This is a genomic window from Mesorhizobium sp. M0518 (genome assembly GCF_040321125.1).
In the GTDB taxonomy this organism is placed as follows: Bacteria; Pseudomonadota; Alphaproteobacteria; order Rhizobiales; family Rhizobiaceae; genus Mesorhizobium.
This window is the reverse complement of record NZ_JAMYQY010000021.1, coordinates 1-26280: the sequence shown is the minus strand read 5'-3', so window position 1 is coordinate 26280 and position 26280 is coordinate 1. Positions and strand designations below refer to the sequence as shown.

The following is a 26280-nucleotide window of genomic DNA, read 5'->3' as shown; positions in this document are numbered from 1 at the left end:
GTTGGGGGACGCGGTTAAAGAGATACATCGACACAAGTCTTCGCTGGGGTGGATGATTTTGTCGCAAATAAGGTGAAAGAATTGTCAAATATCGATGATAAGACCGTTATCGAGCTGACGGCCGATATTGTCTCGGCCTATGTAGGCAACAATCCGCTTCCGGCTGCCGGCCTGCCCGAGCTGATTGCCAGCGTCAGCGCCTCGGTTCGCAAGCTCGCCGGTGCGGCTGTCGCGGAAGTCCCAAACCTGGTTCCGGCCGTCAATCCGAAGAAGTCGGTGTTTCCCGACTACATCATCTGCCTTGAGGACGGAAAGAAGTTCAAGTCGCTCAAGCGGCATCTGCGGACCGACTACGGCCTGAGCCCGGACGACTATCGGGCCAAATGGGGCTTGCCACCGGACTATCCGATGGTTGCACCAAACTACTCGGCGACGCGATCGGCGCTGGCAAAGTCGACGGGACTTGGCCGCAAGCCGGCAGCAGCGCCGGCCGCTGTCGCCAAGGCAACGAAGCGCAAGGCGACTGCCTGAGAGCAGGCAAGCCACTGTTCGGCTGCTTTGACGGCGCCCTAGCGGGCGTCGTTTCGAGGCCTTGTGCGGCCAACTGGCCCGCAAGGCCTTGCGAAGCGTTGATGTCCGGTGCAAAAGCGCGGCCATGCTGATCATCAACGACCTATCGCTCCGCATGGCCGGACGCTTGCTTCTCGACCATGCCTCGCTGACCTTGCCGGCCGGCACCAAGGCCGGCCTTGTCGGCCGCAACGGCACCGGCAAGACGACACTGTTCAAGGCCATCACCGGCGATTTCCCGTCCGAGACAGGATCGATCAGCCTGCCGAAGAGCACCCGCATCGGCCAGGTGGCGCAGGAAGCGCCGGGCACCGAGGATGCGCTGATCGAGATCGTGCTCAAGGCCGATCTCGAACGCACGGCGCTGCTCGAAGAAGAAAAGACGGCGACCGATCCGCACCGCATCGCCGACATCCATATGCGGCTGGCCGATATCGACGCGCACTCAGCCGAATCCCGCGCCGCCACCATTCTCGCCGGCCTCGGCTTCGACGACGCTGCCCAGAGGCGTCCGGCATCGTCCTTCTCCGGCGGCTGGCGCATGCGCGTGGCGCTCGCTGCGGTGCTGTTTGCCGAGCCCGACCTTCTGCTGCTCGACGAGCCGACCAACTATCTCGATCTCGAAGGCACGCTGTGGCTGGAAAACTATGTGTCGAAATACCCGCACACAGTGCTCTTGATCTCGCATGACCGCGACCTGCTCAACCGCGCCGTCAACTCGATCGTCCATCTCGACCAGAAAAAGCTGACCTTCTGGCGCGGCGGCTACGACCAGTTCGAGCGTCAATATACAGAGCAGAAGGAATTGCAGGAGAAGGGCCGGGTCAAGCAGGAGGCCGCCCGCAAGCACATGGAATCCTTCGTCGAGCGGTTCCGCGCCAAGGCCTCCAAGGCGAGACAGGCGCAGTCGCGCATCAAGGCGCTGGAAAAGATGAAGCCGATCGCGGCCCTCGTGAACGATTCGGTGCGGCCGTTCTCCTTCCCCGAGCCGGTGAAGACGGTGGCCTCGCCGATCGTGGCGCTGAACAACGTCAATGTCGGCTACACCGAGGGTCAGCCGATCCTCAAGAAGATGACGCTGCGCATCGACGCCGACGACCGCATCGCGCTGCTCGGCGCCAACGGCAACGGCAAGTCGACCTTCGCCAAATTGCTGTCGGGCCGGCTGAAGCAGGAGAGCGGCACCATGACGGTGGCGCCCGGGTTGAAGGTGGCGATCTTTGCCCAGCATCAGCTCGACGATCTCCGGCCGGACGAAAACGCCTACGAGCATGTCCGCCGGCTGATGCCGGAGGCCCCGGAATCGAAGGTACGCGGCCGCGTCGCCCAGTTCGGCCTCACGACCGAGAAGATGAACACCGCCGCCAAGGATCTGTCGGGCGGCGAGAAGGCGCGGCTGCTGATGGGGCTGTCGGCCTTCGAGGGCCCAAACCTGTTCATCCTCGACGAACCGACAAACCATCTCGACATCGACAGCCGCGAATCGCTGATCCATGCGCTGAACGAATTTCCCGGCGCCGTCATCCTGATCTCGCATGATCGCCATCTGCTGGAGGCAACCGCCGACCGGCTGTGGCTGGTCAAGGACGGCGCGGTCAACCCGTATGACGGCGACTTGGAAGACTACAAGTCGCTGGTCACCGGCGTCTCCGGCGACCGCCGCGGCAAGCGCGAGGCCGACAAGGCGTCAAAAGCCGACCGCCGCCGCGATGCAGCGGCACGCCGCGCCGCCTTCGAGCCGCTCGCCAAGGAGATCCGCGCCACCGAAGCGCTGATGGACCGCATTCGCAAGCGAATCGACGGCATCGAGGACGAACTGTCCAATCCGGCGGTGTACGAAAAGGATCCCTCGACGGCGACCCGGCTGGCCAAGGAGCGCTCGCAACTGGCCCAGACACTGGCCGGCCACGAGGAAAAATGGCTGACCATGTCGGCCGAGTATGAGGAAGGCACGGCGGAGTGAGCAGCCGGCTATGCAAGCGAATTCATCGTGCCAGCCGCACGATGAATTGCCTGTGAACGCCGGGACGGTGTAGAGTAGCGGCGGATCCGGCAGATGGCTGAAAGGCCTGTGGCACAGATGCACTTGCTGCGGCTATTTTGCTCGACCGGACGACGCTGCCCGGCATCTATTGCCGCCTTTGGCGTTTAGAAGCGGACCGCGGATCACAAACTCTTCCGCGACCATGCACGAGTTCCTGCTTTTTTCAGGCGGCTTTCCGCTCGTCTTTCCATGTCTCGTGCCGCTTTCCCCATGCCGACATAGCGGTGACCGCATCGTTCAGACTCATGCCCAGGGTCGTGACCGAGTATTCCACGCGTGGCGGTACCTCGTCATAGGCGCGCCGGCTGACGAGTCCGTCGGCCTCCATCTGTCGCAATTGTTGCGCGAGCATCTTCTCACTGATTCCAGGCAACCGCCGGTGCAGTTCGGCGAAGCGGTGCGGCCGCAGGTGCAATTCCCACAATAGCGAGGTTTTCCACTTTCCGCCGATTGCCTGCATCGCGGCGGCAAAGCCGCAACTGTCTGGCTCCTTGCTCCTCATGTGACAACTCCTGACATGATTCCAATAGCTTACCTCAAGGTGCGTACTTCTCAACACAGCAAGAATATATATCTTTGGATCAGCGCGCCAAACACAAACCAATCCCTCGTCGAGAGGGCTATCGGAGAAGTCACCATGAAATCCAATGTCTGCGTGCTCGGCGCGGGCCGCATGGGCTCGTCCATCGTTCGAACGTTGCTCGACCGAAATTATCCAACATCCGTGTGGAATCGCACTGCAGCCAAGTGCCAGCCCCTGGCTGCTCTTGGCGCGAGGTTGGCCTCTTCAGTAGAGGACGGAATCCGGTCGGCCGATGTCTTGATCATAAACGTTCTGCATTATGCCGCCAGCGATGCGCTGCTCAAGCAGCGCAATGTCGCTTCGGCGCTGGCCGGCAAAGCCGTCATACAACTCACCTCCGGCTCAGCGCGTTTGGCGCGGGAGGAGGCGCGCTGGATCGAAGCGCATGGCGCCGGCTATCTGGACGGCGCGATCCTGGCGACTCCGGATTTTATTGGCAAACCGGACACCGCATTGCTGTATTCAGGATCCCACGCCGTCTACGAAGCGAACAAGACCCTGCTTTTTGCCCTTGGTGGCGGCACGAGTTATGTCGGCGAGGTGCCTGGCCAAGCCTCCGCGCTTGACACCGCGCTGCTCACCCAGATGTGGGGCGGGCTGTTCGGCGCGCTCCAGGGCATGGCTGTCGCCGAGGCCGAAGGTCTCGATCTGGATACGTTCAGGAGCCATCTGTCCGCATTCAAGCCGGTTGTCGATGCCGCTTTGTTCGATGTGGTTGACCGGACAAAGGCGCGCCTCTTTGCCGGCGACGACGCAACGCTCGCGTCATTGGGCGCCCACTACAGCGCCTTCCGGCATCTTCTCGAAGCATGCCAGGAGCGAGGTCTTGACGCGGCCATGCCGCGCGCAATGGACGGGATTTTTCAGCAGGCGCTCTCGCGCGGGCGCGCGGATGATGATTTTGCATCTCTCTCACCCCTGTTTGGAAATGGCTCGCCCCGTCCGGGCAGGGAGCCCGCGAATGCGTGATGGCAAGACAGAGCGAAGGGCGACCTGCTCGTGTCGCGGCGCGGAACTGGTTCTCGCCGGAGAGCCTCGGCGCGTCTATGCCTGCAGTTGCCTGGAATGCCAGAGATGCACCGGGGCAGCGTTCTCATACCGAGCCATCTATGCCGACTCCGCCATAGTCGCCCAGAAAGGCGAGACGAAATCCTGGCGACGAACCGGTTCGTCGGGGCAATGGCTGGAGCAGACATTTTGTACCACATGCGGATCGATCGTCTTCATGCGTGCAGAAGGCCTGACGGAAGCGCTGTCGGTATCTGTCGGCTGTCTGGAGGACCTGGAATTTCCGGCTCCGGCAATTCTCCATTGGCCCAACAGGAAGCACAAATGGCTCTGCCTGGAAGGCGTGCCCCTGGCGGAAGTCTCCTGAAGCAGACTGCCCCAGCATTGAGTGGCCGATCGGCTTCTTCCAAAGAGGAGAAGGCAGGGGGCTTGCTCGCCGAGGCAAAACCGTGCGCCGCATCTGGCCCTACACGCGGCGTTCTGAACCCGTTAGTCTTGCAGAATGAACCAGCACGCGCACCTCCGCATCGGCCATTCGGCCTGTCCGCATGATTGCCCCTCGACCTGTGCGCTCGAGGTCGAGCTGCTCGACGGCAAGCGCATCGGCCGCGTCCATGGCGCCAAGTCCAACAGCTACACGGCCGGCGTCGTCTGCGCCAAGGTCGCGCGTTATGCCGACCGCGTCCACCACCCCGACCGTTTGCTGAAGCCGCTGATCCGCGCCGGCGCCAAGGGCGACGGCGCCTGGAAGGAAGCAAGCTGGGAGGCGGCGCTCGACCTCGTCGCCGAAAAATTCATCGCGGCCGAGGAGAAATACGGCTCGGAGACGGTCTGGCCCTATTATTATGCCGGCACGATGGGACTGGTGCAGCGTGACGGCATCGACCGGCTGCGCCACGCCAAGAAATATTCGGGCTTCTTTGGTTCGATCTGCACCAATCTCGCCTGGACCGGCTGGATGATGGGCGCCGGCGCCTTGCGCGGGCCGGACCCGCGCGAGATGGCGAAATCCGACTGCGTGGTGATCTGGGGCACCAATGCGGTGGTGACGCAGGTCAACGTCATGACCCACGCCATCAAGGCGCGCAAGGAGCGCGGCGCGAAGATCGTCGTCATCGACGTCTATGAGAATGCGACGATGAAGCAGGCCGATCTCGGCCTGGTGCTGAAGCCGGGCACCGATGGCGCGCTGGCCTGCGCGGTCATGCATGTCCTGTTCAGGGAAGGCATGGCCGATCGCGCCTATCTCTCGAAATACACCGACGACCCGAAGGGGCTGGAAGCGCATCTCGAGACGCGCACGCCGGAATGGGCGGCCGGGATCACCGGCTTGACGGTCGCCGAGATCGAGGCCTTCGCCCGCCTCGTCGGCACGACGAAAAAGACCTATTTCCGCCTCGGCTACGGCTTCGCGCGCCAGCGCAATGGCGCCGTCAACATGCATGCAGCGTCCTGCATCGCGGCTGTCACCGGCAGCTGGCAATATGAGGGCGGCGGCGCCTTCCATTCCAATTCCGGCATCTTCAAGCTCAACCAGGATGTGCTGGAAGGCACGAAGATGCGCGATCCTTCGATCCGCCATCTCGACCATTCGCGCATCGGCCCGGTGCTGATGGGAGCCAGCGACGCGCTCTATGGCGGCCCGCCGGTGACGGCGATGCTGATCCAGAACACCAACCCGGTGAATGTTGCACCGGAGCAGCGGCTGGTGACGCAGGGTTTTATGCGCGACGACCTGTTCACTTGCGTGCATGAGCAGTTCATGACCGACACGGCCAAGCTTGCCGATGTCGTGCTGCCGGCGACGATGTTCCTCGAGCACGACGACGTCTACAAGGGCGGCGGCAACCAGCACATCACGCTCGGCCCGAAGCTGATCGAGCCGCCGGACGGGCCGCGCACCAACCATTTCGTCATCGAGCAATTGGCTGATCGCCTCGGCGTCGCCGATCGCCCGGGCTTCGGCCTGACCGAGCAGCAGCATATCGACATCATCCTGGGCAAGCGCGGGCTGGGCAGCTTCGACAGCTTGAAGGAAGAAAAGTGGGTCGACCTGCAGCCGGATTTCGACACCGCGCATTTCATCAGGGGATTTGGCCATGCGGATGGAAAATTCCGCTTCCGTGCCGACTGGACGGGACAGGCAGCGCCCAATCGGCCGCCGAAAAGCATGGGCCTGTTCGGCCCGGTGGCGCGGCTGCCGGAATTTCCTGATCATGTCGATCTGATCGAGGTTGCCGACGAGGCGCACCCGTTCCGGCTGACGACGTCGCCGGCGCGCAACTTCCTCAATTCGACATTCTCGGAAACGCCGGTGTCGAAGGCCAGGGAGGGCCGCCCGGAACTGCTTCTGCATCCCGACGATGCCGCAGCCCTTGGGTTGGCCGACGGCGATCGCGTCGAAGTCGGCAACACGCGCGGCGAAGTCGTGCTGCATGCGAAGCTGTTCGACGGCATCAAGCGCGGCGTGGTGATCGCCGAAGGCATCTGGCCAAACAGCGCCCATGAGCGCGGCGAGGGCATCAACGTGCTGACCGGCGCCGATGCGCCGGCGCCCTATGGCGGTGCTGCCTTCCATGACAACAAGGTCTGGCTGCGCGCGGCGGGGTGAGGGCGGCATAGCCGGTCAGGGATTTCCTGGTCGTGCATCTGGCGATGCGGCAACAATAACAAGTATTGGCCGCGCGCCGTGCATAGCTGCGACGTTAATATTGTTGAGATTTCAGCGGGGGCTATGTATCGCGGAAGTTAGGAGGGATTCGAAATAATTTCGCTTTGGGATGGATGCACGTGAAGTTCATTTTCAAGAAATATTAGAATATTTTTTATTTGGTTGTTGAATGAAATCGAAATTATTAGGTGGAAAACCGCAAAAAATATGAGGTAGAAAAACATATCGGCCCCATTTTCATTGGTTACTAAGAAATATACCCATCCAAAAAAGGCTAAAATTAAAATAGGGTATGATATCAATGTCCCACTATTAGTAAATGAGCCACGTATAAAATTACCATTTTTGCCTTCAATAAACTGTGCCTTAAATGTTGTTATGTTTCTGTATACTCCAGCTTCAATCCAGAATTTCTTGTTAACTTTGTCTAAAAGCACACTGCTTACCAGGTTGCCGTGTTTTTCATTCGAATCAGAAATTTTAAAGAATAGATCTTTTTCTAATGTCTCATATTTAAAATCCCCAACCATTCTAGGGAGGACTAAAATTCTTAGGAAATTGCTATATCTGGGAGATTTCATGAAGCGCCGCTTGCTCTCTTTTACCAAATAAGAGGTTTCGCATAAACTCCCAATTTAAAGCTACGATTTGGTACCAGAGCTTTGCAACACCCTTTAGCGGGCTTTGCGTCATCTCACCACCATCACCCAATATTCTGGCTCTTCCGGCCGTGGCTGGCGTTTTTCCCATTCGACCGTAAATCCGGCTCCAGCTAGGGCCGCCCCCGCCCCAAACCAGGATCTCTAAAACACGATGGCGCTTGTCGCCGCCAAGCTGACGAAGGAGATTGCCAGCATGATGCTGACGACTGCGCTGGGATAGGCAGACCGCAGATCAAACCGGCAGGATTTCAGCCGCCTTGTTTCGGTCTCGTCGGAGGCTGATGTCGTCGGCGATCTGCTCTGCCTCGATCGAGATTTCGCGCAGCAATCCGGTGACCGGATTGTGAAACCCAATCAGATAAAGACCGAGGTCCGAAGCCCTCGCATTGACGCCGCTACCGCCTGGCTGGACGCCGGGCTCCAGCAATCTGGCATAGCCCGGCCGGAAACCGGTGGCGAAGATGATCGCATCGAACGCGCCATGCTTGCCATCGACAAAACGGGTGCCTTGTTCGGTGATCTCGGCAATATCGGGTGTGACCTTGATCGCGCCTTCGCGGATCTTGCCGACCGTACCGATATCGATCGTCGGGATGCGCGACGAGAGCGCGATCTGCTGCAGCATTCCTTGCCGCGGCCGCTTCAGCCCATATTTCCCCAGCCTGCCCAACGCCAGATCGAGAATGATAGGGAACAAGGCATCGTTGATGCGTTGCGGCATCAGGCGAGCCGCCATGCCGATCATCTGGATGGGCACGCCGAGCAGCTCGCGCGGCACGATATGGACGCCGCCGCGCACCGAAATCGTCGGTCGCGCACCGCCTTCCACCAGATCGAGCGCAATCTCGGCGCCGGTGTTGCCCATGCCGACGATCAGAACCGACTGGCCGGCAAAAGGCATGGCGTTGAGATAGTCGGCGCTATGCAGCCTTTTGCCCCTGAAGGCATCGGCGCCGGCAAATCCGGGCATCAGCGGCTCCGCGTTGTTGCCCGACGCGATCACCACGTTTGAAGCGTGCAGGGGGCCGGTTGTCGTGTCCACGAGCCAGCTTCTGCCTCGCCGGCTGATCGCCCGCACCGTTTCTCCAAATCTGGGCCGCAGATCGAAGCGTTGCGCGTAGGCATCGAGATATGAAGCGAACAGATCGCGCGGCACATAGCGCGGATACTCCCTGGGAAAGGGCACGAAGGGCAGCGACGAATAGCGTTTGGTCGTGTGCAAATGGACGCGCTCATAGTGGCGTCGCCACGCGGGTGCGGCCTGCTCCTCTTTTTCGAGCAGGACGAAATCCTGCCCTGCCTGCCGCAGGCACGCGGCAATGGCCAGGCCCGCCGGCCCGGCACCGATAATCGCAACTGGTGTGGTGTCGTCCAAGCGCGCCTCCCCCGACAAATTCGCTTCCGGAGAATGGCAAAAGCATGGCAGCCGGAGCCTGCCATGCCTGCAACGCTCAGCCGGGCAAGGGCACCGTCAACCCGACCTTGACCCTGTCCATCGCAACAAACGTGCGGAACTTGCGGACATTGTTGCTGTCGAAGAACAGTTTTCGCGTCAGCGCTTCATAAGCGCCCATGTCGGCCACGGTGATGACCAGGATGAAATCGGCCTCGCCGGTGACATAGTAGCATTGCTGGATTTCAGGGGTCGCCGAGAATTGCCGCTTAGCCGCGTCGATCAGTTCGGCGCGTTCGCTCTCGAGTTCCACCTCGACGAAGATGGTGATCGGCTGGCCGACCGCCGCCGGCTCGATCACCGCGACATTGCCGGCGATGACGCCGGTCTGTTCCATGCGCTTGATGCGGCGCTGCACCGCCGGCGCCGACAGGTTCACAGCTTCGCCGATCAGCCGCTGCGGCGTCGTGTTGTCGCGCTGCAGGATGGCAAGGATGGCGAGATCGAAACTGTCGAGCGAGGGCGGGATTGCAGGCAATGAGATATTCCTGACGAAACAAATTTGCATTCGGGAGGCCATATTACAGCGCTCCTTGCGCCGATCCTGCAATATATTCTCGCTGAATGCCAAGGAGGCCTGCCAGTGTTCCTGCTCAACCGCAATGCTTTGCATCGCCTGCCACTCGATCCAACCGATGCCGAAACTCTTGGCGTGGCCGGCGCCGACACGGTCGAGCGTTTTCTCAGCCATCGCGACAATCACCTGATGACGCCGCTGCATGCGCTGCCGGCGCTCGCCGCCGAATTCGGACTTGGCGCCGTCCACATCAAGGATGAGGGCTTTCGCCTCGGCCTCGGCAGCTTCAAGGCGCTTGGCGGCGCCTATGCCGTCTTCCGGCTGGTGCTGGAGGAGGCAGGCAGCCGGCTTGGTCGCCCTGTCGACGTGGCCGATCTCGATCGCTCTGATGTGCGGGCCGTCGCCGCGGCGATGACATTTGCCTGTGCGACCGACGGCAACCATGGCCGCTCCGTCGCGCAAGGCGCGCAACTCCTCGGTGCGCGGGCGGCGATCTTCGTCCACGCCGGCGTCAGCGAGGAGCGCATCGCCGCGATCGCCCGTTATGGCGCCGAGATGATCCGCGTTGACGGCAACTATGATGATTCGGTCAGGCAAGCTGCCCAGGTTTCGGCCGAGAAGGGCTGGACCGTTGTGTCCGACACCTCGTGGCCCGGTTATGAACGGATTCCTGGCCTGGTCATGCAGGGCTATACGGCGATCGTGCGCGAAGCCTTGCGCCAGCTCTCTCGGACGCCAACCCACGTCTTCGTGCAGGCCGGTGTCGGTGGCATTGCCGCCGCGCTGGCCGGCCATCTGGCCATCGTGCTCGGTGACGCCAGGCCGACCTTCATCGTGGTCGAGCCGGCGCGTGCCGGCTGTGTTTTTGCAGCCGCCCAGATTGGGCACCCGGTCAAAGTCGCGCACGGCCAGCCGACGGTGATGGCCATGCTTGAATGCTACGAGGCGTCGCCCGTCGCCTGGCGGGTGTTGGCGCGCGCCGCCGATGCCTTCATGACGGTGGATGAGGCCGACGCCGTCGCGGTGATGCGGCGGCTGGCACGGCCGGCCGCCGGCGATCCGGCGATCGTCGCCGGCGAAAGCGGCGGTGTTGGTCTTGCCGGGCTGATCCGGGCGATGGCCGACAACCCGACCGAGCTTGGACTGGACGGCAAATCGCGGGTGCTGGTGATCAACACCGAAGGTGCCACCGACCCGCATCGCTATGCCGAGCTGGTTGGCATGAGCCCGGCCGATGTGCTGGAAGGCAAGATGAAAGCCGAGGCAACGGCATGACCGCGATCGATGCACAGCGCCTGCTTGGCCGTATCCGCGAACTCGGTGCCGTCGGTCGCGACGGCGAGGGCAGGCTGATCCGGCTGGCCGCCTCCGACACCGACAAGCAGGGCCGCGATCTCTTCGTCGGCTGGCTGCGGCAGGTGGGGCTCGATGTCGCCATCGACCGGGTCGGCAATATTTTCGGCATCTGGCAAAGCCCGGACAACAGGGAGCAGGCGCCGCTGCTCATCGGCTCGCACATCGACACTGTCATCGATGCGGGCATCTATGACGGCTGTTATGGCGTGCTTGCCGGGCTGGAGGTGATCGAGACGCTCAAGGGATCAGGCTTTTCGCCGTCGCGTCCGGTCGCGGTCGCCGCTTTCACCAATGAAGAGGGCGTGCGCTACACTCCCGACATGATGGGCTCGCTGGTCCATGCCGGCGGCATCGATGCCGAAACGGTGCTGGCGGCTGTCGGCACCGACGGCAGCGTGCTGGGCCAGGAGCTCGCCCGCATCGGCTATGCCGGCGACCGGGAACCTGGGTTCCTCAAACCGCATGCTTATCTCGAACTGCATATCGAACAGGGGCCGGTGCTGGAGCGTGAAAGCGTGCCGATCGGCGCGGTGGAGAATCTGCAAGGCATCTCCTGGCAGCGTATCACCATAGACGGCGTCGCCAATCATGCCGGCACCACGCCGATGTCGATGCGCAACGATGCCGGCCATGCCGCCGCCCGGACCATCACCTTCCTGCTCGACCGGACCAAAGCCTCGAACGCGCCGACGGTGGCGACCGTGGGTACGATCCGCTTCGAACCGAATGCCATCAACGTCATTCCCTCGCGCGCCGTCTTCACCATCGATCTGCGCGATCCCGACGAACAGCGCCTGCAGGCGGAGGAGGCGGCGCTTGCCGCCTATCTCGAGCAGCTTGCCACCGATGGGAACGTGACGATCTCGGTCGAGCAACTGGCCCGCTTCGAACCGGTGATCTTCGACCTTCGCATCGTCGAGCTGATCGAGGCCGCCGCGAAGAACCGTGGCCTCGGCGTCCGGCGCATGACGTCCGGCGCCGGCCACGATGCACAGATGCTGGCGCGCATCGCACCGGCAGCGATGATCTTCGTGCCGAGCACCGGCGGCATCAGCCACAGTCCGCGCGAGCACACCGAAGATGCCGAGCTTGTTGCCGGTGCCAACATCCTGCTTGATGTGGCCGCGCAACTTGTGAAGTAACAGGGCGAAAAATGTCTGAACTCGATCGCGACGCGCTGAGGCGCGAGATGATTTTCTGGCGGCGCGATCTGCATGCGCATCCCGAATTCGGTTTCGAGGAGAAGCGTACCGCAGCCTTCGTCGCCGCCAAACTGCGTGAGTTCGGCCTCGACGACGTCAGCGAAGGCGTCGGCGGCACCGGCGTCGTCGGCACGTTGAAGCGCGGCAGCGGCAACCGGGCGATTGCGCTCAGGGCCGACATGGATGCGCTGCGCATATCAGAGCGGTCGGACGCATCCTACCGTTCCTGCAACCCTGGCATCATGCATGCCTGCGGCCATGACGGCCACACAACCATGCTGCTCGGCGCGGCAAAGCTGCTGGCAGGTGAGGGCGGTTTCGACGGCACCGTGCGCTTCGTCTTCCAGCCAGCCGAGGAATGGGGCAGGGGCGCGCTCGCCATGCTCGACGATGGGCTGATGCAGCGCTTTCCCTTCGACGAGATCTTCGGCCTGCACAACATGCCCGGCCTGCCGATCGGGCATTTCGAGACCCGTGCCGGCCCCATAATGTCGGCCGAGGATATCTTCGAGATCGTGCTTAAAGGGCTCGGCGGTCATGCCGCGCGACCGCATGCGGGCAACGAGACGCTGGTCGCCGCCTGCGCGCTGGTCACCAATCTGCAGACCATCGTCTCGCGCCGGCTGAGCCCGGCCGACATATCGGTGGTTTCGGTGACCGAGCTGATCACCGACGGCACCCGCAACGCTCTGCCCGGCCTTGCCCGCATCCTCGGCGATGCGCGCAGCTTCCGGCCCGAGGTCAGCGCCGAGATCGAGCGGCAAATGCGCATCATCGCCGAGGGCATCGCCGTCGCCTACAATGTCACCGCCGAGGTCAAGTACAGCAGGGAGTTCGTGCCGCTGCGCAACGATGCCGAACTGGTCGATGCGGCATTTGCCGCCGCAAGGCACGTCTTCGAACCCGGCAACATCGCCGTCGCCCGCGAGCCGATGACCGCCTCCGAGGATTTCGCCCGCTTCCTCGACCATGTGCCGGGTTGCTTCGTCTTCCTCGGCAATGGCGAGGCTTCCGCGCCGTTGCACAATTCCAGCTACGACTTCAACGATGAGGGGCTGTTGTTCGGCACGAATTTCCATGTCGCCGTGGTCAGGCAAAGGCTGAGTGGCGAGGCGGGAAGATGATCGAGTTTTGATCCCCAGGCCGCGCTCGCCGCTAGCCCAAACACCACCGCTATTGCCAACCAGCTCCGGAGTTTATTGAGATTGCGGGGATGATGGTCAAGACAAGCTTGTGACGGACCGGCGACCGATAGGGCCGTGCGCATAGGTACGTTTTTAACAAAGATAATCCCCCAATGACGCAGGGGAAAGACTCAGCTAGCCTCACCTGTGCGGCGGACCTCATTATCCGCTTGGCCGGCGCTTCATTCCTCCTCCCAAGCGGCGCCGGCCTTCTTCCCCAAAAGCCTGTCCGGGACGCCACAGCGGCATGCGGCAGTGCACGAGCCCCGCAAACGCCAAGTTCCGCCTCCGGTGCTCCGAGAATGCATCGGGAAAGCGCTGGCGAAACCCATAGCCGTCCTCCATCTTCGACTGCGCGCGTGGACGATTGGCAAGGGAACCAAAGGCGGTTTCCCCGGTTGGTTCTGCTCCAAAGGAGTGTTGCACCATGTTCCGTCTGCTCGTCGTCGGCGCCTTCGCCTATGTCACCTATCGTATCGCCAGGAAGATGGTCGAAAACGTGCCCGATACGGTCGACCCGCTGCTGTTGCCGCCATCGCAATATGATCGCGAGACCTTGCGGCGGCAGTCGGCCGACATGGGTGTCGATCCGCAACGCTAAGACACGGACGTCACGCTTCGGCCTGTCGAGCACGAGGCCAGCCTCGCATCGACGTTGCGAACAAAGCAGAAACGATGCTTGATGGGCGATGAACCTCGCCACTGCTGATTCGACCTTTCGGGACCCGACCGTCCAGCCTGCCTATCTCGCCCGGCTCAACGATGCCCAGCGCCAGGCAGTCGAGCACGGCGACGGCCAAATAGCCGGTCCGCTGCTGGTCATTGCCGGCGCGGGTTCGGGCAAGACCAACACGCTGGCTCACCGCGTCGCCCATTTGGTCGTCAAGGGGGCCGACCCGCGCCGCATCCTGCTGATGACTTTCTCGCGCCGCGCCGCGTCCGAAATGGCCAGGCGCGTCGAGCGTATCGCCGGCGAAGTGCTCGGCCGCGATGCAGCTGTCATCACCGATGCGCTGACCTGGGCGGGAACCTTTCACGGCATCGGCGCGCGGCTGCTTCGCGACTATGCGCTGGAGATCGGCCTCGACCCTGCCTTCACCATCCATGATCGCGAGGATTCCGCCGACCTGATGAACCTGGTCCGCCACGAACTCGGCTTCTCGAAGACGGAAGCGCGCTTCCCCACCAAGGGAACCTGCCTTGCCATCTATTCGCGCGCCGTCAACGCACAGGCGCCGCTCAACGAGGTCTTGGGTTCTGCCTTTCCCTGGTGCGCCGGCTGGGCGGAGCAACTGAAAGAATTGTTCGCCGGTTATGTCGAGGCCAAGCAGGCACAGAACGTGCTCGATTACGACGATTTGCTGCTCTACTGGGCGCAGATGGCGGCGGAGCCCGAGATAGCGGCGCATCTGGGCGGGCGTTTCGACCATGTGCTGGTCGACGAATACCAGGACACCAACCGCTTGCAGGCTTCGATCCTGATGGCACTGAAACCCGACGGCGCCGGGCTGACGGTGGTGGGCGACGATGCACAGTCGATCTATTCGTTCCGTGCCGCCGAGGTGCGCAACATCCTCGACTTCCCCAACCAGTTCGCGCAAGCCGCCGATGTGGTGATGCTGGAACGCAATTACCGCTCGACCGAAACCATCCTGGCGGCCGCCAATGCGGTGATCGGCGAAGCCTCGGAGCGCTTCACCAAAAACCTGTGGTCGGAGCGCAAGTCGACCGACAGGCCAAAACTGGTGAGCGTGCGCGACGAGGTCGAGCAGGCCAATTTCGTCTGCGACACCATTCTGGCCGAGCGCGAGGCCGGCACGGCACTGAAATCTCAGGCGGTGCTGTTTCGCGCCTCGCACCACAGCGGCCCGCTGGAGATCGAGCTGACGCGGCGCAACATTCCCTTCGTCAAGTTCGGCGGGCTGAAATTCCTCGATGCAGCCCATGTCAAGGACGTGCTGGCGGTGCTGCGCTTCGCCGAGAACCCGCGCGACCGCGTCGCCGGCTTCCGCGTGCTGCAGCTGATGCCAGGCATCGGCCCTTCGGCTGCCGCGCAGATCGTCGAGACCATGACGACGGCGCTGGACGAAGCCATGGGGCTGGCCGGCTGGCGTCCGCCGCAACGCGCGGCGGATGACTGGCCGGGCTTCGTCTCGCTCTATTCCGGCCTGCGCGCCGGCGCCAAATGGCCGGCCGACCTCGAACAGATCAGGCTGTGGTATGAGCCGCATCTGGAGCGCATCCACGAAGATGCGACGACGCGGCGCGCCGATCTCTTGCAACTTGAGCAGATCGGTTCGGGCTATGCTTCGCGCGAACGCTTCCTGACAGAATTGACGCTCGATCCGCCCGATGCCACCAGTGACCAGGCCGGGCCGCCGCATCGCGACGAGGACTATCTGATCCTGTCGACCATCCATTCGGCCAAGGGCCAGGAATGGAAGAACGTCTTCGTGCTCAACACGGTCGACGGCTGTATCCCGGCCGATCTCGGCGTCGGCACCAAGGAAGACATCGAGGAGGAGCGCCGGCTGCTCTACGTGGCGATGACGCGGGCCAAGGACAATCTCAACCTGGTCATGCCGCAACGCTTCTTTCCGCACGGCCAGGCGGCGCGCGGCGACCGCCATCTCTATGCGTCGCGCACCCGCTTCATCCCGGCTTCGATCCTGGCGGCGTTCCAGCAGGTGTCATGGCCGAGCGCACAGGTGGCACAGGGCAGGGCGGCCCGGCCGGAGGTGCGCGTCGATATCGGCGCGCGCATGCGCGGCATGTGGAAATAAATAGCCGCGGGATAGCGCCATGTCGAAACCACCGGTCAGGGTCGCCATCGCGGGTGCGCTGGGCCGCATGGGCCGCGAGATGGCGGCCGCCGTGCAGGGCGACGCGCGGCTGGCGCTCGCCGCCCGCTTCCACCGGCCGGGCAGTATCGGCGAAGGGCTGGTGAGCCGCGACGAGGCGCTTGCCGTGGCCGACGTGGTCATCGACTTTACCACGCCGGCTGCCTCGGCTGATCTGGCCAGCATTTGCGCCGAACGCGGCGGGCCGGCCCTGGTCATCGGCTCAACGGGCTTCGATGCTGATGAATCGGCTGCGATCGCCGACGCCGCGAAAACAATTGCCATCGTGCGCTCCGGCAGCTTTTCGCTCGGGCTCAACATGTTGATCGGACTGGTCGAGCAGGCCGCGCGGGCACTCGATCCCGATGACTGGGACGTGGAGATTGTCGAGGCGCATCATCGCCACAAGGTCGATGCGCCATCGGGAACGGCGTTGATGCTGGGGCATGCCGCAGCCGGCGGACGCGGCATCGATCTGGACACGGTCGCAAGGCGTGTACGCGATGGCGTCATCGGCTCGCGGCCGACCGGCGAGATCGGCTTTGCGGTGCTGCGTGGCGGCAGCATCGTCGGCGAACACAGCGTCAGCTTCTGCGCCGAGGGCGAGACCTTGACCTTGTCGCATGCAGCCGGCGACCGCATCATGTTCGCCCGCGGCGCGATCGCCGCCGCACTCTGGGTGGCTGGACGTCCGCCCGGCGAATATGACATGCGCGACGTGCTGGGCATGACCGGCCTGTAGCGGCCGGTTTGTCGTCCCGGTTGGACGTACGCACCCATATCTCGTCCGCCTCCGCACCGTAAAAAAGAATGCTGGAGGGGTCAGGTCTATTCAAACCGAACCGTTCGGTTCGATTTCTGTTGACGGACTGTATAGCAGATGGTGAACGCTGGCTTGGTTGTCGGCCTCGTATGGTGGGAGAAGAATCTCACTAACGATTTGATTTCGAACAGTAAAGTTATGACCGCCGAGGCCCTGTGCCAAATTTCAAGGTCCGAATTCGAGCCGCGGGGGAACATCTTCGTGATTGGAATCCGCGGCAGGGCAAGCCCATCTCGGGGTGGTCCGAGTGACGCGAAATTCCTCCCAAGGGCACGCCACTAGACGGACAGAACAAAGAAATACTGGAGTAAATAAAATGACCAAGATCGCTCTTACCGCCGCCGCCATCCTCGTTGCCACGGGCACTGCTTTTGCCGGCAGCGACAACTATGGCTCGGCCAACGCCAATCAGCCTGCCGTCACTGTCGACCATTCGGTCACCGCTTCGACCTCGAAGGTGACACAGACCGTCCAGGCCCCCGCTTCGCAGGGCGCTGACCGCAATCTCTTCGGCCGCTAATCGCGACTGCCGATATCAACCCAATCTTGAATTCAGGAGTAAATAAAATGACCAAGATCGCTCTTACCGCCGCCGCCATCCTCGTCGCCACGGGCACTGCTTTTGCCGGCAGCGACAACTATGGCTCGGCCAACGCCAATCAGCCTGCCGTCGCTGTCGACCATTCAGTCACCGCTTCGGTCTCGAAGTCGACGCAGACCATCCAGGCCCCAGCGTCGCAGGGCGCTGACCGCAATCTCTTCGGCCGCTAATCGCGACTGCCGATATCAACCTAACCTTGAACTCAGGAGTAATTAAAATGACCAAGATCGCACTCACCGCCGCCGCCATCCTCGTTGCCACGGGCACCGCTTTTGCCGGCAGCGACAATTATGGCTCTTACAATGCCAACCAGCCGGTTGCGAACCAGTCCGTGTCCAACATCGACACCACGCACACCGGCTCGATCCCGAAGTCCGTGAAGACGCAGGGTGATGCCAATGCCAACGTGCCGGCTCAGTCGGGCCAAGGCATCTGGGGTCGTTGATTTTCTGAAGTCTGCGACCACAAAGAGCGGTGGGCTTTGCCCGCCGCTCTTGTTTTTATGCATGAGCAGGATTTCGGCCGACGGCGCCAGTGTCGGGCGCCGATCGTAATCGAACCAACTGGTTCAATTTATGTTGACGAATCGTGAACGGATGGCGAGCGCTGGCTCGACGAACCGCCGCACCGTGCGTCAGGTATCCCCCTTATAAGCGTTTGAGATCAATTGATAAAACAGGGTGAGCTCAACACCTTGGCCCACGTTCGAGGTCCGGATTTCGCGCGTGAGGGAACGTCTTCGTGATTGGAAGTCGGCGCACGAAAAACCCAGATCGAGGCTGTCCGAGCGACGCGAAATTCCTCCCAAGGGCACGCCACTAGACGGACAGGAACAGGAATACCGGAGTAAATAAAATGACCAGGATCGCTCTTACCGCCGCCGCCATCCTCGTTGCCACTGGCACCGCTTATGCCGGCAGCGACAACTATGGTTCGGACAATGTCAATCAGCCGGCCGTCACCTCGCGCGCGGTCAATGTCGACCACAGTTACACGGCTTCGACCCACAGGCTGGTCAAGCACCGCGACCTCACGCTGAGGCCCGATTCGGTCCAGCCGGAATCCGGCCAGGGCAACTGGGGAAACTGACGGCTCAAGCGGGCGTGCGGTGGGCTTGGCCTGCCGCACCTGCCATGGACGCTAGCCAAGGTCCTTCGGCCGCAGGCAATGTGTCAACCGGGCGGGGGACACGACGGACCAATCGCCTTCGAAGACCACCCGGGCCAGGGCTGCCGTCGGGAATTTCTCCTCAAGTCTCTTGAGCGCCTTGGCGTCTGACCCCGGCCCGGCAAGCTGTCTGGCCAAATGTTCCAGGCCCGGATTGTGGCCAATTACCAGCAAGCTGCCGCTTGAAGCGTCGGTTTGACCAATCTGGCTCAGAATGTCCGCCGCTGAAGCATCGTACAGCGCCTTGAATGCGATCCGGGGTGGCACGGGCAGCTCCGCCGCCACAAGCCGCCAGGTGTCGCGGGTGCGCAGTGCCGGCGACACCAGCGCCAGGTCCGGCAGCCAGCCGCGCGCCGCAAGCTCGCGTCCCATCAAGCACGCCGCCTTAACCCCGCGTTCGGCCAAAGGCCGGTCGAAATCATCGAGATCAGGGTCGTCCCAGCTCGATTTGGCGTGACGGAGGAGGAGTAGTTGTCTCATCGATGTCGGTCAGGACCAGGGAGACTGGTCAGACGAGTGCGGGCCTTTTGTTTGATCGCTTCAATGTCGAAGGGATCTAACGGGCCGCTTTCCAATCCTTCCAGCCAAGCTCTGCGCAGCCGGTCCGTTTCGGCCTGGCACCGAGTCTGATTTGGCGGTTCCAGGCTAAGTGCCGTTGTCATTCCCGATCTAGGTTCAAGGCGTGATGCGCGCCAGATGCTCGAGGTCGGCTTCCTCGCGCAGCGGATCCGGGGCCATCACCACCGAGGTGCCGTTGTCGGCATCGTCGGCAAAGTGGGCAAGCACGGTGCGGCCGGCCTCCATGCGCGCCTTGCCTTCGGCAACCAGTCCCAGCGCCAGCGGATAGAGCCGGTGTTCGGTCTTCAGCACGCGGGCTGCCAATGTATCGGCGGTGTCGCCGACCATCACCGGTACGGCCGCCTGTGCGATGATCGGACCGTCGTCCATCTCGGAGGTGACGAAGTGCACGGTGCAGCCATGGATGCGGATGCCGGCGGCCAGTGCGCGCACATGGGTGTCGAGCCCCTTGAACGCCGGCAGCAGGGCAGGGTGGATGTTGATCATGCGGCCCTGCCATCTCTGGACGAAGCCGGGGGTGAGGATGCGCATATAGCCGGCCAGCGCCACGATCTCGGCGTTGAAGGCCGCGAGCGCCGCGTCTATTGCCGCGTCATGCGCCTGCTTGCTGCCATGGTCGGCACGCGAGACGACCTGCGTGGCGATGCCGCGCGCCCTGGCGATGCCGAGCCCGGCGGCATCCGCCTTGTCGGAAATGACACCGACGATCTCGGCCGGGAACGCCGGGTCGCTGGCCGCGGCAATCAGCGCGGTCATGTTGGAGCCGCGTCCCGAGATCAGGACAACGGTGCGTTTCCTCTGCGCGCTCATAGGCCGATCGAGCCCCGATAGATGACCCCGGCGTCGCGGCGCGGCACGATGCGGCCGATCGGCGTCACCGTCTCGCCGGCCTCCTGCAGCACGGCGGCGACCTGTGCTGCCTGGCCGGATGCGACGGCCAGAATCATGCCGATGCCGCAATTGAAAGTGCGCATCATCTCTTCCGGCGCCACGCCGCCGGTCTTGGCCAGCCACGAAAACACGGCAGGAACGTCGATCGCTTCGAGGTCGAGTTCGGCCGAAAAATCCTTGGGCAGCACGCGCGGGATGTTTTCCGGGAAGCCGCCGCCGGTGATGTGGGCGAGCGCCTTGATACCATGCGTGTTGCGGATCGCCTTGAGAATCGACTTGACGTAGATGCGGGTCGGCTCGAGCAGCGCCTCGGCCAGCGTGGCCTCGTCGTTGAACGGCGCCGGATCGCTCCACGACAGACCGCTGACGGCGACGATGCGGCGCACCAGCGAATATCCGTTCGAGTGCAAGCCAGAGGAAGCCAGGCCCAGCAGCACGTCGCCTTCGACAATATCGTCGGTGGGCAGCAATTGGCCGCGTTCGGCGGCGCCCACCGCAAAGCCGGCCAGGTCGTAATCATTGCCGTGATACATGCCGGGCATCTCGGCCGTCTCGCCGCCGATCAGCGCGCAGCCGGCCTGGCGGCAGCCCTCGGCAATGCCGCCGACGATCGCGGCACCCTGGTCGGGATCGAGCTTGCCGGTGGCGAAATAGTCGAGGAAGAACAGCGGTTCGGCACCTTGCACGACGATGTCGTTGACGCACATGGCGACGAGGTCGATGCCGATTGTGTCGTGCTTGCCGGCATCGATGGCGATCTTGAGCTTGGTGCCGACGCCGTCATTGGCCGCCACCAGCACCGGGTCGGTAAAGCCCGCGGCCTTGAGGTCGAACAGGCCTCCGAAACCGCCGATCTCACCATCGGCGCCCGGCCGGCGCGTCGCGCGCACCAGCGGCTTGATCTTCTCGACCATGAGATTGCCGGCATCGATATCGACACCGGCCGCGGCATAGGTGAGCCCGTTCTTGCGCTTGTTCACGTCGCGCTTGCTCATTTCTGGTGCCCGTTCAACAATTTTCCTTGTCGCGGGCTCTTCGCATGAACGGTTTCTGTCCGCAAGGATAACGGCCATCTCGACCTACAAAACCGTGGACAGGGCGCGCGTAGGGGCTCGTGATTGGCGAAAGCCGGGCTGAAAACCGCTCTCCCATGCGGGGAGATCGGCAGCTTCTCCCTTGTTGCCACTCACCATCTTCATCATCTATCTCCGACCAAGAGGAGGTGCCAAGCATTTGACCATCCCCAACCTGATCACCATCCTGCGCCTTATCCTGGTGCCGGCGGTGGTGCTGGCGATGCTGCAGGCGCGCTGGGACTGGGCTTTTGCCGGGTTCCTCGTCGCCGGTATTTCCGACGGCGTCGACGGGTTCATCGCCCGCCGTTTCAACCAGCAATCCACCCTCGGCGCCTATCTCGACCCGGTGGCGGACAAGCTGCTGCTGGTTTCGGTGTTCGTTGTCATGAGCTTCATCGGGCAATTGCCGCTGTGGCTTGTCGTCATCATGGTGTCGCGCGACGCGTTGATCGTCTGCGCGGTGGTGTTGTCCGCCGTCATGACCCATCCGGTCGAGATGAAACCGTTGTTCGTGTCGAAGGCCAACACCGCGATCCAGATCGTGCTGGCCGCGCTTGTGCTGGGAGAACTTGCCCTTGCCGTTCACCTCGACCCGCTGAGGTCAGTTCTCATATTGCTGTCCGGGGTCTTGACCGTGGCTTCGGCCGCAGCCTATCTCGTGACTTGGCTGAGGCACATGAGCGGCTATGGCGAAGGCTCCACTCCGGACATCTGAGACAGAAGCGGCAGCGATCGAGGCCGCGGCCGCCGACACCGCCGCGTCCGCGACCTTTCGCCGCCAGATCTTCTTCTGGCTGGCCGGCGCCGCGCTGCTGGCGCTTTTCCTCTATGTTTTCAGCGCGATCCTGCTGCCCTTCGTCGCCGGCATGGTGCTTGCCTATTTCCTCGATCCCGTTGCCGACCGGCTGCAGCGGCTCGGCCTGTCCCGTTTCATGGCGACGGTGGTCATCCTCATCACCTTCCTCATCGTGCTGGTGCTGGCCTTCGTCATCCTCATCCCCGTTCTGGCCACGCAGATGGCCGATTTCGCCGGCAAATTGCCGGAATATCTGACCCGGCTGCAAAGCCTGATCACCTCGTTCGATCCGAAATGGCTGGAACAGAAGTTCGGCGTCAACGCCAATAGCTTGCGCGACGGGCTGAATTCGCTGCTGACCTCGGGCTTCGGCCTGATCACCACCGTCTTCACCTCACTGTGGAGTTCCGGCATGGCGCTGGTCTCGGTGGTCAGCCTGTTCGTGGTGACGCCGGTGGTCGCCTTCTACATGCTGCTCGACTGGGACCGCATGGTGGCGGTCATCGACGGTTGGGTGCCGCGCGACAACGTCGCGACCGTGCGCGCCATCGCGCGTGACATCAACACCGCCACAGCCGGCTTCGTGCGCGGCCAAGGCACGCTGTGCCTGGTGCTGGGCGCCATTTATGCCACCGGGCTGACGCTGACCGGACTGAATTTCGGCATCCTCATCGGCCTGTTCGCCGGGCTGATTTCCTTCATCCCTTATGTCGGCTCGCTGACCGGGCTGGTGCTGGCCGTCGGCGTCGCCTTCGTCCAGTTCTGGCCGGACTGGACGATGATCGTCGCCGTCGCGGTCGTGTTCTTCATCGGTCAGTTCATCGAGGGCAACATCCTGCAGCCGCGGCTGGTCGGCAAAAGCGTCGGCCTGCACCCGGTATGGCTGATGTTTTCGCTTTTTGCCTTCGGTGCGCTGTTCGGCTTCGTCGGCTTGTTGATCGCGGTGCCGGCTTCTGCGGCCGTCGCCGTGCTGGTGCGGTTCGCCATTGCCCGCTATCTCGAATCGCCGCTCTACAAGGGTCGCGGCACGGCACCTGTGCCGCAGCTTCCGGCCGATCGCGGCGGCGGCCACCGCACGCAACCGCGTCGCTGAAGTGACTGCCCAGCCAACCGACCCGCCACGCCAGTTGCCGCTCGATCTCGGCCATGGCACCGGCTATTCGCGCGACGAACTCGTCGTCTCCGGCACCAACAACCAGGCGGTGGCGCTGGTCGACCGCTGGCCGGACTGGCCATCGCCGGTGGTGGTGCTGGCCGGTCCCGCGGGTTCGGGCAAGACGCATCTGGCCTCGATCTGGCGCGCGCGTGCCGATGCGGTGGCGGTCGACGCCAGGCGCATCGGCGACAGCATTGCCAATCTCGGCGCGCGGCCGGCGCTGATCGACGATGTCGATACCGGCGCGGTCGATGAACAGGGCCTGTTCCATCTGATCAATGCGGTGCGTGGTGCCGGGTCGACGCTGCTCCTGACGGCGCGCCGCTTTCCGTCCGCCTGGGGCGTCACGCTGCCTGATCTCGCCTCACGGCTGAAAGCAGCGGCGACAGTGGAAATTCATGAGCCCGACGATCTCCTGCTCGCCGGCGTCATCACAAAACTCTTCGCCGACCGTCAGATCGAGGTCGAACCGCATGTCGTGCAGTATCTGGTCCGCCGTATCGAGCGCTCGCTGGCGACAGCGATGCGCGTGGTTGAGCGGCTCGACCGGACCGCGCTCGAACGCAAGACGCCGATCACCAGGGCGCTGGCAGCCGAAACCGTCAACGCCATGGACGAAGGGCAGGGCGAATTCGAGATTTAGCCTGAGAGGCCAGTCTCAGAGCCACATTCTGGCGAAATGACGGACCGCGAGGTAGACGGCAGAGTGAGCGGCGATATAGCCGGCGGCGACCAGCACAAACATTCCGATACTGATACGCCAGGAGCGGGAGACGACAGCGCCTGGGGCCTGCCTCGCCTGTCTGCGGCTTTCACGGTTGTTCCACATCGCCAGCGCGGCGCAGGCAATTGCCCACGTCACCATGAACGGAACGGTGATGCCGGCATAGGCAAAGTAGGCCGGTCCGAAAAGCGACACCCAGGCATCGATTCCAAGCATCTGAACCCCCTGTTTGCCGAACCGGCCCGCGGCTGCCGGATGCACGACCGGAGCCGGAGCAAGTGACCATATGGCTGCGCCGGGCATTGGGCTGTGAGGGGATGGTCGGAGTGGAGAGATTCGAACTCCCGACCCTCTGGTCCCAAACCAGATGCGCTACCAGGCTGCGCTACACTCCGAACGGTCTGTTGCCTATTCATTTCGGTGGTGCATGGCAAGTGCAAAAACCCGCGAGAGCAAAAACCTTGCCGCCGTGCGCATTGCGCAGTAATGACGGGCGAAGGGTGGCGATGCTGCCTTGCACAAGAACGAGGTGGCCATGTCCGCGCGCATTTTCAGCCCAGCCAAAACCGCGATGCAGTCCGGCAAGGCCAAGACCGGCCACTGGGTGCTGGAATTCGATCCCGAGACGCGCAAGAAGATCGATCCGCTGATGGGCTATACGACGTCGGCAGACATGAGAAGCCAGATCAGGCTTAGCTTCGACACGCGGGAAGAGGCGGTGGCCTACGCCGAAAAGCAAGGGCTCGCTTTCCGCGTCGAAGAGCCGAAAGAGACCAAGCGCCGCCAGATTTCCTATGCGGAGAATTTCCGCTATGACCGCAGGACGCCCTGGACGCATTGAACGGCGCCCAGCGCCAGAATATCCAGCCGGTCCAAAGGCCGGCCAGCGGTCCCGTAGCTCAGCTGGATAGAGCACCGGCCTTCTAAGCCGATGGTCACAGGTTCGAATCCTGTCGGGATCGCCAAAGCCTTTCGGGTCCATTCCGGACACATAGGTCGCGGACATGGGCTTTCAGAGAGCGTCACCAGGCCTCGTGCGCTCAAACCGCCGCCGCCAGAAGCAGCGTTACCCCCAGGACCGTCGACGCATAGATCGTGGCTAGAAGCACGATCGGGCGAGGATATTCGGCGGGTGTCGCGAGGCCGGCAAAGTGGGGATTTCGAAATGTTTCGGTGCCGGGCGACGGGCCGTCGGCGGCAGCGGGAGTGTTGTCATTGCAAGCGAGTAGAGAAAGACGCTGGGCAATATCGGCGGCGATCAGAGGATCGTCCGCCACCAATTTCGACCAGTCCGAAACAATGCCGATTTCACCTTTGAACATCGCGCGCCTCCCGTTTGGGATCTAACAGCGATATCTAAATTATGTTCCGCCGATAGTTTGACGAGGCGGACCGCTCTTGGTCCTTGCAACCTTCTGATCGATGAAAACCACGCCCGCTGCCTCCAACCCTCGACGGATGGCAGCCAGCTTGGCCGAGCTCGGAATCCTTCGTCCGCTCTCGAAACTGCCGATCGTTCCTTCGCTAAGGCCGCACTTCGCGGCGAGTCGCACCTGCGACCATTTCAGCATCGCTCGTGCGGCTCTGCACTGCTGGGACGTAAGGGGCTGGATCCCTGAGACGGTGGAGCTTCGCGTGTTCACATCCTCAGATCCCTTCGCTTCGGCGGGAGGTGGCTTTGCACCAGGTGCACCTTGTCCAGACCCACGGTGACCATTGTCCGAACGACACCGTGACCTTGTCGCCCTCGATCTGCGTAACGTCGCCGGATAATTCCATCGGCTGGCCCTCGGTCAGCTTGGTCGCTGGACCAATGACCGAATGCGAAAAATCGTAACCGGGGATCGACACGCTGACGCGGTCTTCCGTGACGCGCTTCAGCACCGTCGCCATGACCGCCACTTCGTCGCCGACCTTTATTGCCATGCTTCTGATTCTGGGGCGGCATCCGGCTGGCGTCAAGGATTAGCTATGCCTTATATAGCAAGTCACGGAATCACCTCTTTCCATCCAGGAACGCCACGACAGCGGTAAATACCGCAAGCTGTTCAGCTCTATCATGGTGATGAGGGGATTTAGCGTGGCCGGGCAGTCGTGAACTGACCCCCGAAAGTTGGACATCAACCTTCGGGGGTTTTCATGTCCAAACAGCGAGAGTTTGAAGCGCACTGTTGTTGATCGTTATTTGAGTGGTGAAGAGAGCTATGCGAGCGCCGGTGCAGCCGACGGCGTAGATGCTGCGACGGTACGCAAATGGGTTGCGAGCTATCAAGCGCACGGGGTTGCCGGCCTCGCTCGCAAGCTCAGCCACTATGACGGCGAGTTCAAGCTGTCGGTTCTGCACCGGATGTGGGAGGATGGACTGTCCTGCCGACAG

At 62.6% G+C, this 26280-nt stretch carries 31 protein-coding genes and 2 tRNA genes; 21 read left to right on the top strand and 12 right to left on the bottom strand.

Annotated elements, in window-relative coordinates; genetic code table 11:
* The first annotated feature begins 81 nt into the window (after nt 1-81).
* Nucleotides 82-531 (top strand): Ros/MucR family transcriptional regulator, encoded by a 450-nt coding sequence (locus NKI66_RS25715; RefSeq protein ID WP_023812616.1) that lies wholly within the window; start codon nt 82-84, stop codon nt 529-531.
* A gap of 124 nt (nt 532-655) precedes the next feature.
* Nucleotides 656-2533: an ABC-F family ATP-binding cassette domain-containing protein gene (locus NKI66_RS25710; protein WP_023812615.1), complete on the top strand. Its 1878-nt coding sequence runs from the start codon at nt 656-658 to the stop codon at nt 2531-2533.
* Nucleotides 2534-2777: 244 nt separating this feature from the next.
* On the opposite strand, the gene NKI66_RS25705 is transcribed toward NKI66_RS25710, so the two are convergent.
* On the bottom strand, nt 2778-3116 hold the full coding sequence (locus tag NKI66_RS25705) for a winged helix-turn-helix transcriptional regulator (RefSeq protein ID WP_023812614.1): 339 nt from the start codon (nt 3114-3116) through the stop codon (nt 2778-2780).
* A gap of 135 nt (nt 3117-3251) precedes the next feature.
* Between NKI66_RS25705 and NKI66_RS25700 the strand changes: the two genes are divergently transcribed.
* The 3 genes from NKI66_RS25700 to NKI66_RS25690 all read left to right on the top strand — a co-directional run bounded on the left by NKI66_RS25700 (nt 3252) and on the right by NKI66_RS25690 (nt 6816).
* Nucleotides 3252-4166, top strand: coding sequence for an NAD(P)-dependent oxidoreductase (locus NKI66_RS25700; RefSeq protein ID WP_128305354.1), 915 nt, complete (start codon nt 3252-3254; stop codon nt 4164-4166).
* Nucleotides 4090-4572: a GFA family protein gene (locus NKI66_RS25695; RefSeq protein WP_348625600.1), complete on the top strand. Its 483-nt coding sequence runs from the start codon at nt 4090-4092 to the stop codon at nt 4570-4572. The genes NKI66_RS25700 and NKI66_RS25695 overlap by 77 nt, the downstream gene beginning before the upstream one ends.
* A 135-nt stretch (nt 4573-4707) precedes the next feature.
* Nucleotides 4708-6816 (top strand): molybdopterin-containing oxidoreductase family protein, encoded by a 2109-nt coding sequence (locus NKI66_RS25690; protein WP_023812610.1) that lies wholly within the window; start codon nt 4708-4710, stop codon nt 6814-6816.
* A gap of 137 nt (nt 6817-6953) precedes the next feature.
* Here NKI66_RS25690 and NKI66_RS25685 read toward each other — a convergent pair whose 3' ends face one another.
* The 3 genes from NKI66_RS25685 to NKI66_RS25675 form a co-directional block, all read right to left on the bottom strand.
* Nucleotides 6954-7457, bottom strand: a complete 504-nt coding sequence (locus tag NKI66_RS25685; protein WP_128305355.1) for a hypothetical protein — start codon at nt 7455-7457, stop codon at nt 6954-6956.
* Between the two features lie 313 nt (nt 7458-7770).
* A complete protein-coding gene (locus NKI66_RS25680; protein WP_023812609.1) occupies nt 7771-8913 on the bottom strand; it encodes a flavin-containing monooxygenase in 1143 nt (380 codons plus the stop codon).
* 76 nt (nt 8914-8989) lie between these two features.
* Complete coding sequence (locus tag NKI66_RS25675) at nt 8990-9499, bottom strand: Lrp/AsnC family transcriptional regulator (RefSeq protein ID WP_196815338.1); 510 nt, start codon at nt 9497-9499, stop codon at nt 8990-8992.
* 75 nt (nt 9500-9574) lie between these two features.
* Between NKI66_RS25675 and NKI66_RS25670 the strand changes: the two genes are divergently transcribed.
* The 10 genes from NKI66_RS25670 to NKI66_RS25625 all read left to right on the top strand — a co-directional run bounded on the left by NKI66_RS25670 (nt 9575) and on the right by NKI66_RS25625 (nt 18603).
* The gene (locus tag NKI66_RS25670) at nt 9575-10783 is read left to right on the top strand and encodes a diaminopropionate ammonia-lyase (RefSeq protein ID WP_023812607.1); all 1209 of its coding nucleotides are present in this window, start codon (nt 9575-9577) and stop codon (nt 10781-10783) included.
* Nucleotides 10780-12006 carry a Zn-dependent hydrolase gene (locus NKI66_RS25665; protein ID WP_023812606.1) on the top strand — a complete coding sequence of 409 codons (1227 nt, stop codon included), beginning with the start codon at nt 10780-10782 and terminating at the stop codon, nt 12004-12006. Before NKI66_RS25670 ends, NKI66_RS25665 begins: the two co-directional genes overlap by 4 nt.
* An 11-nt stretch (nt 12007-12017) precedes the next feature.
* Nucleotides 12018-13190, top strand: coding sequence for a M20 aminoacylase family protein (locus NKI66_RS25660; RefSeq protein ID WP_023812605.1), 1173 nt, complete (start codon nt 12018-12020; stop codon nt 13188-13190).
* Between the two features lie 487 nt (nt 13191-13677).
* Nucleotides 13678-13851: a hypothetical protein gene (locus NKI66_RS25655; protein WP_023812604.1), complete on the top strand. Its 174-nt coding sequence runs from the start codon at nt 13678-13680 to the stop codon at nt 13849-13851.
* Nucleotides 13852-13939: 88 nt separating this feature from the next.
* Entirely contained in the window at nt 13940-16033 is a 2094-nt protein-coding gene (locus NKI66_RS25650; RefSeq protein WP_023812603.1) for an ATP-dependent helicase, read from the top strand.
* A 19-nt stretch (nt 16034-16052) separates the two neighbouring features.
* Nucleotides 16053-16832, top strand: a complete 780-nt coding sequence (gene dapB / locus NKI66_RS25645) for a 4-hydroxy-tetrahydrodipicolinate reductase (RefSeq protein WP_352753421.1) — start codon at nt 16053-16055, stop codon at nt 16830-16832.
* A 397-nt stretch (nt 16833-17229) separates the two neighbouring features.
* Nucleotides 17230-17433 carry a DUF680 domain-containing protein gene (locus NKI66_RS25640; protein WP_352611869.1) on the top strand — a complete coding sequence of 68 codons (204 nt, stop codon included), beginning with the start codon at nt 17230-17232 and terminating at the stop codon, nt 17431-17433.
* Between the two features lie 47 nt (nt 17434-17480).
* Nucleotides 17481-17684, top strand: coding sequence for a DUF680 domain-containing protein (locus tag NKI66_RS25635; protein WP_023812600.1), 204 nt, complete (start codon nt 17481-17483; stop codon nt 17682-17684).
* A 47-nt stretch (nt 17685-17731) separates the two neighbouring features.
* Nucleotides 17732-17959: a DUF680 domain-containing protein gene (locus tag NKI66_RS25630; RefSeq protein ID WP_023812599.1), complete on the top strand. Its 228-nt coding sequence runs from the start codon at nt 17732-17734 to the stop codon at nt 17957-17959.
* 410 nt (nt 17960-18369) lie between these two features.
* Nucleotides 18370-18603, top strand: coding sequence for a DUF680 domain-containing protein (locus NKI66_RS25625; protein WP_023812598.1), 234 nt, complete (start codon nt 18370-18372; stop codon nt 18601-18603).
* A gap of 51 nt (nt 18604-18654) precedes the next feature.
* Here the strand turns inward: NKI66_RS25625 and NKI66_RS25620 are convergent, their stop codons facing one another.
* The 3 genes from NKI66_RS25620 to purM all read right to left on the bottom strand — a co-directional run bounded on the left by NKI66_RS25620 (nt 18655) and on the right by purM (nt 21146).
* Nucleotides 18655-19161, bottom strand: a complete 507-nt coding sequence (locus NKI66_RS25620; protein ID WP_023812597.1) for a SixA phosphatase family protein — start codon at nt 19159-19161, stop codon at nt 18655-18657.
* 195 nt (nt 19162-19356) lie between these two features.
* Nucleotides 19357-20070 carry a phosphoribosylglycinamide formyltransferase gene (purN, locus tag NKI66_RS25615; RefSeq protein ID WP_023812596.1) on the bottom strand — a complete coding sequence of 238 codons (714 nt, stop codon included), beginning with the start codon at nt 20068-20070 and terminating at the stop codon, nt 19357-19359.
* Nucleotides 20067-21146 (bottom strand): phosphoribosylformylglycinamidine cyclo-ligase, encoded by a 1080-nt coding sequence (gene purM, locus NKI66_RS25610; protein ID WP_023812595.1) that lies wholly within the window; start codon nt 21144-21146, stop codon nt 20067-20069. The genes purN and purM overlap by 4 nt, the downstream gene beginning before the upstream one ends.
* A 238-nt stretch (nt 21147-21384) precedes the next feature.
* Here purM and NKI66_RS25605 point away from each other — a divergent pair, with 238 nt between their 5' ends.
* Genes NKI66_RS25605 through hdaA form a run of 3 tightly spaced genes read left to right on the top strand, consistent with a single transcriptional unit; the run spans nt 21385 to nt 23822 of the window.
* On the top strand, nt 21385-21942 hold the full coding sequence (locus NKI66_RS25605; protein ID WP_023812594.1) for a CDP-alcohol phosphatidyltransferase family protein: 558 nt from the start codon (nt 21385-21387) through the stop codon (nt 21940-21942).
* On the top strand, nt 21914-23116 hold the full coding sequence (locus NKI66_RS25600; RefSeq protein WP_023812593.1) for an AI-2E family transporter: 1203 nt from the start codon (nt 21914-21916) through the stop codon (nt 23114-23116). The genes NKI66_RS25605 and NKI66_RS25600 overlap by 29 nt, the downstream gene beginning before the upstream one ends.
* Nucleotide 23117: 1 nt before the next feature.
* Nucleotides 23118-23822, top strand: a complete 705-nt coding sequence (hdaA, locus tag NKI66_RS25595) for a DnaA regulatory inactivator HdaA (protein WP_023812592.1) — start codon at nt 23118-23120, stop codon at nt 23820-23822.
* 15 nt (nt 23823-23837) lie between these two features.
* On the opposite strand, the gene NKI66_RS25590 is transcribed toward hdaA, so the two are convergent.
* Nucleotides 23838-24119, bottom strand: a complete 282-nt coding sequence (locus NKI66_RS25590) for a hypothetical protein (RefSeq protein WP_023812591.1) — start codon at nt 24117-24119, stop codon at nt 23838-23840.
* A gap of 102 nt (nt 24120-24221) precedes the next feature.
* Nucleotides 24222-24298: transfer RNA gene (locus NKI66_RS25585), tRNA-Pro, on the bottom strand.
* A gap of 140 nt (nt 24299-24438) precedes the next feature.
* Between NKI66_RS25585 and NKI66_RS25580 the strand changes: the two genes are divergently transcribed.
* Together NKI66_RS25580 and NKI66_RS25575 are read left to right on the top strand one after the other, a co-directional pair.
* Complete coding sequence (locus NKI66_RS25580; RefSeq protein WP_023812590.1) at nt 24439-24744, top strand: ETC complex I subunit; 306 nt, start codon at nt 24439-24441, stop codon at nt 24742-24744.
* A gap of 47 nt (nt 24745-24791) precedes the next feature.
* A tRNA-Arg gene (locus tag NKI66_RS25575) sits at nt 24792-24868 on the top strand.
* 75 nt (nt 24869-24943) lie between these two features.
* Here NKI66_RS25575 and NKI66_RS25570 read toward each other — a convergent pair.
* The 3 genes from NKI66_RS25570 to NKI66_RS25560 are packed head-to-tail and all read right to left on the bottom strand — an operon-like array spanning nt 24944 to nt 25829.
* Nucleotides 24944-25225, bottom strand: a complete 282-nt coding sequence (locus NKI66_RS25570) for a hypothetical protein (protein ID WP_023812589.1) — start codon at nt 25223-25225, stop codon at nt 24944-24946.
* Between the two features lie 39 nt (nt 25226-25264).
* On the bottom strand, nt 25265-25546 hold the full coding sequence (locus NKI66_RS25565) for a helix-turn-helix domain-containing protein (protein ID WP_031213538.1): 282 nt from the start codon (nt 25544-25546) through the stop codon (nt 25265-25267).
* 4 nt (nt 25547-25550) lie between these two features.
* Nucleotides 25551-25829 (bottom strand): hypothetical protein, encoded by a 279-nt coding sequence (locus NKI66_RS25560; protein ID WP_245273258.1) that lies wholly within the window; start codon nt 25827-25829, stop codon nt 25551-25553.
* A 232-nt stretch (nt 25830-26061) separates the two neighbouring features.
* On the opposite strand from NKI66_RS25560, the gene NKI66_RS25555 reads away from it, so the two are divergent.
* Nucleotides 26062-26280, top strand: a 219-nt coding sequence (locus tag NKI66_RS25555) for a helix-turn-helix domain-containing protein (RefSeq protein ID WP_502900969.1), incomplete at its 3' end; no start/stop codon positions are given.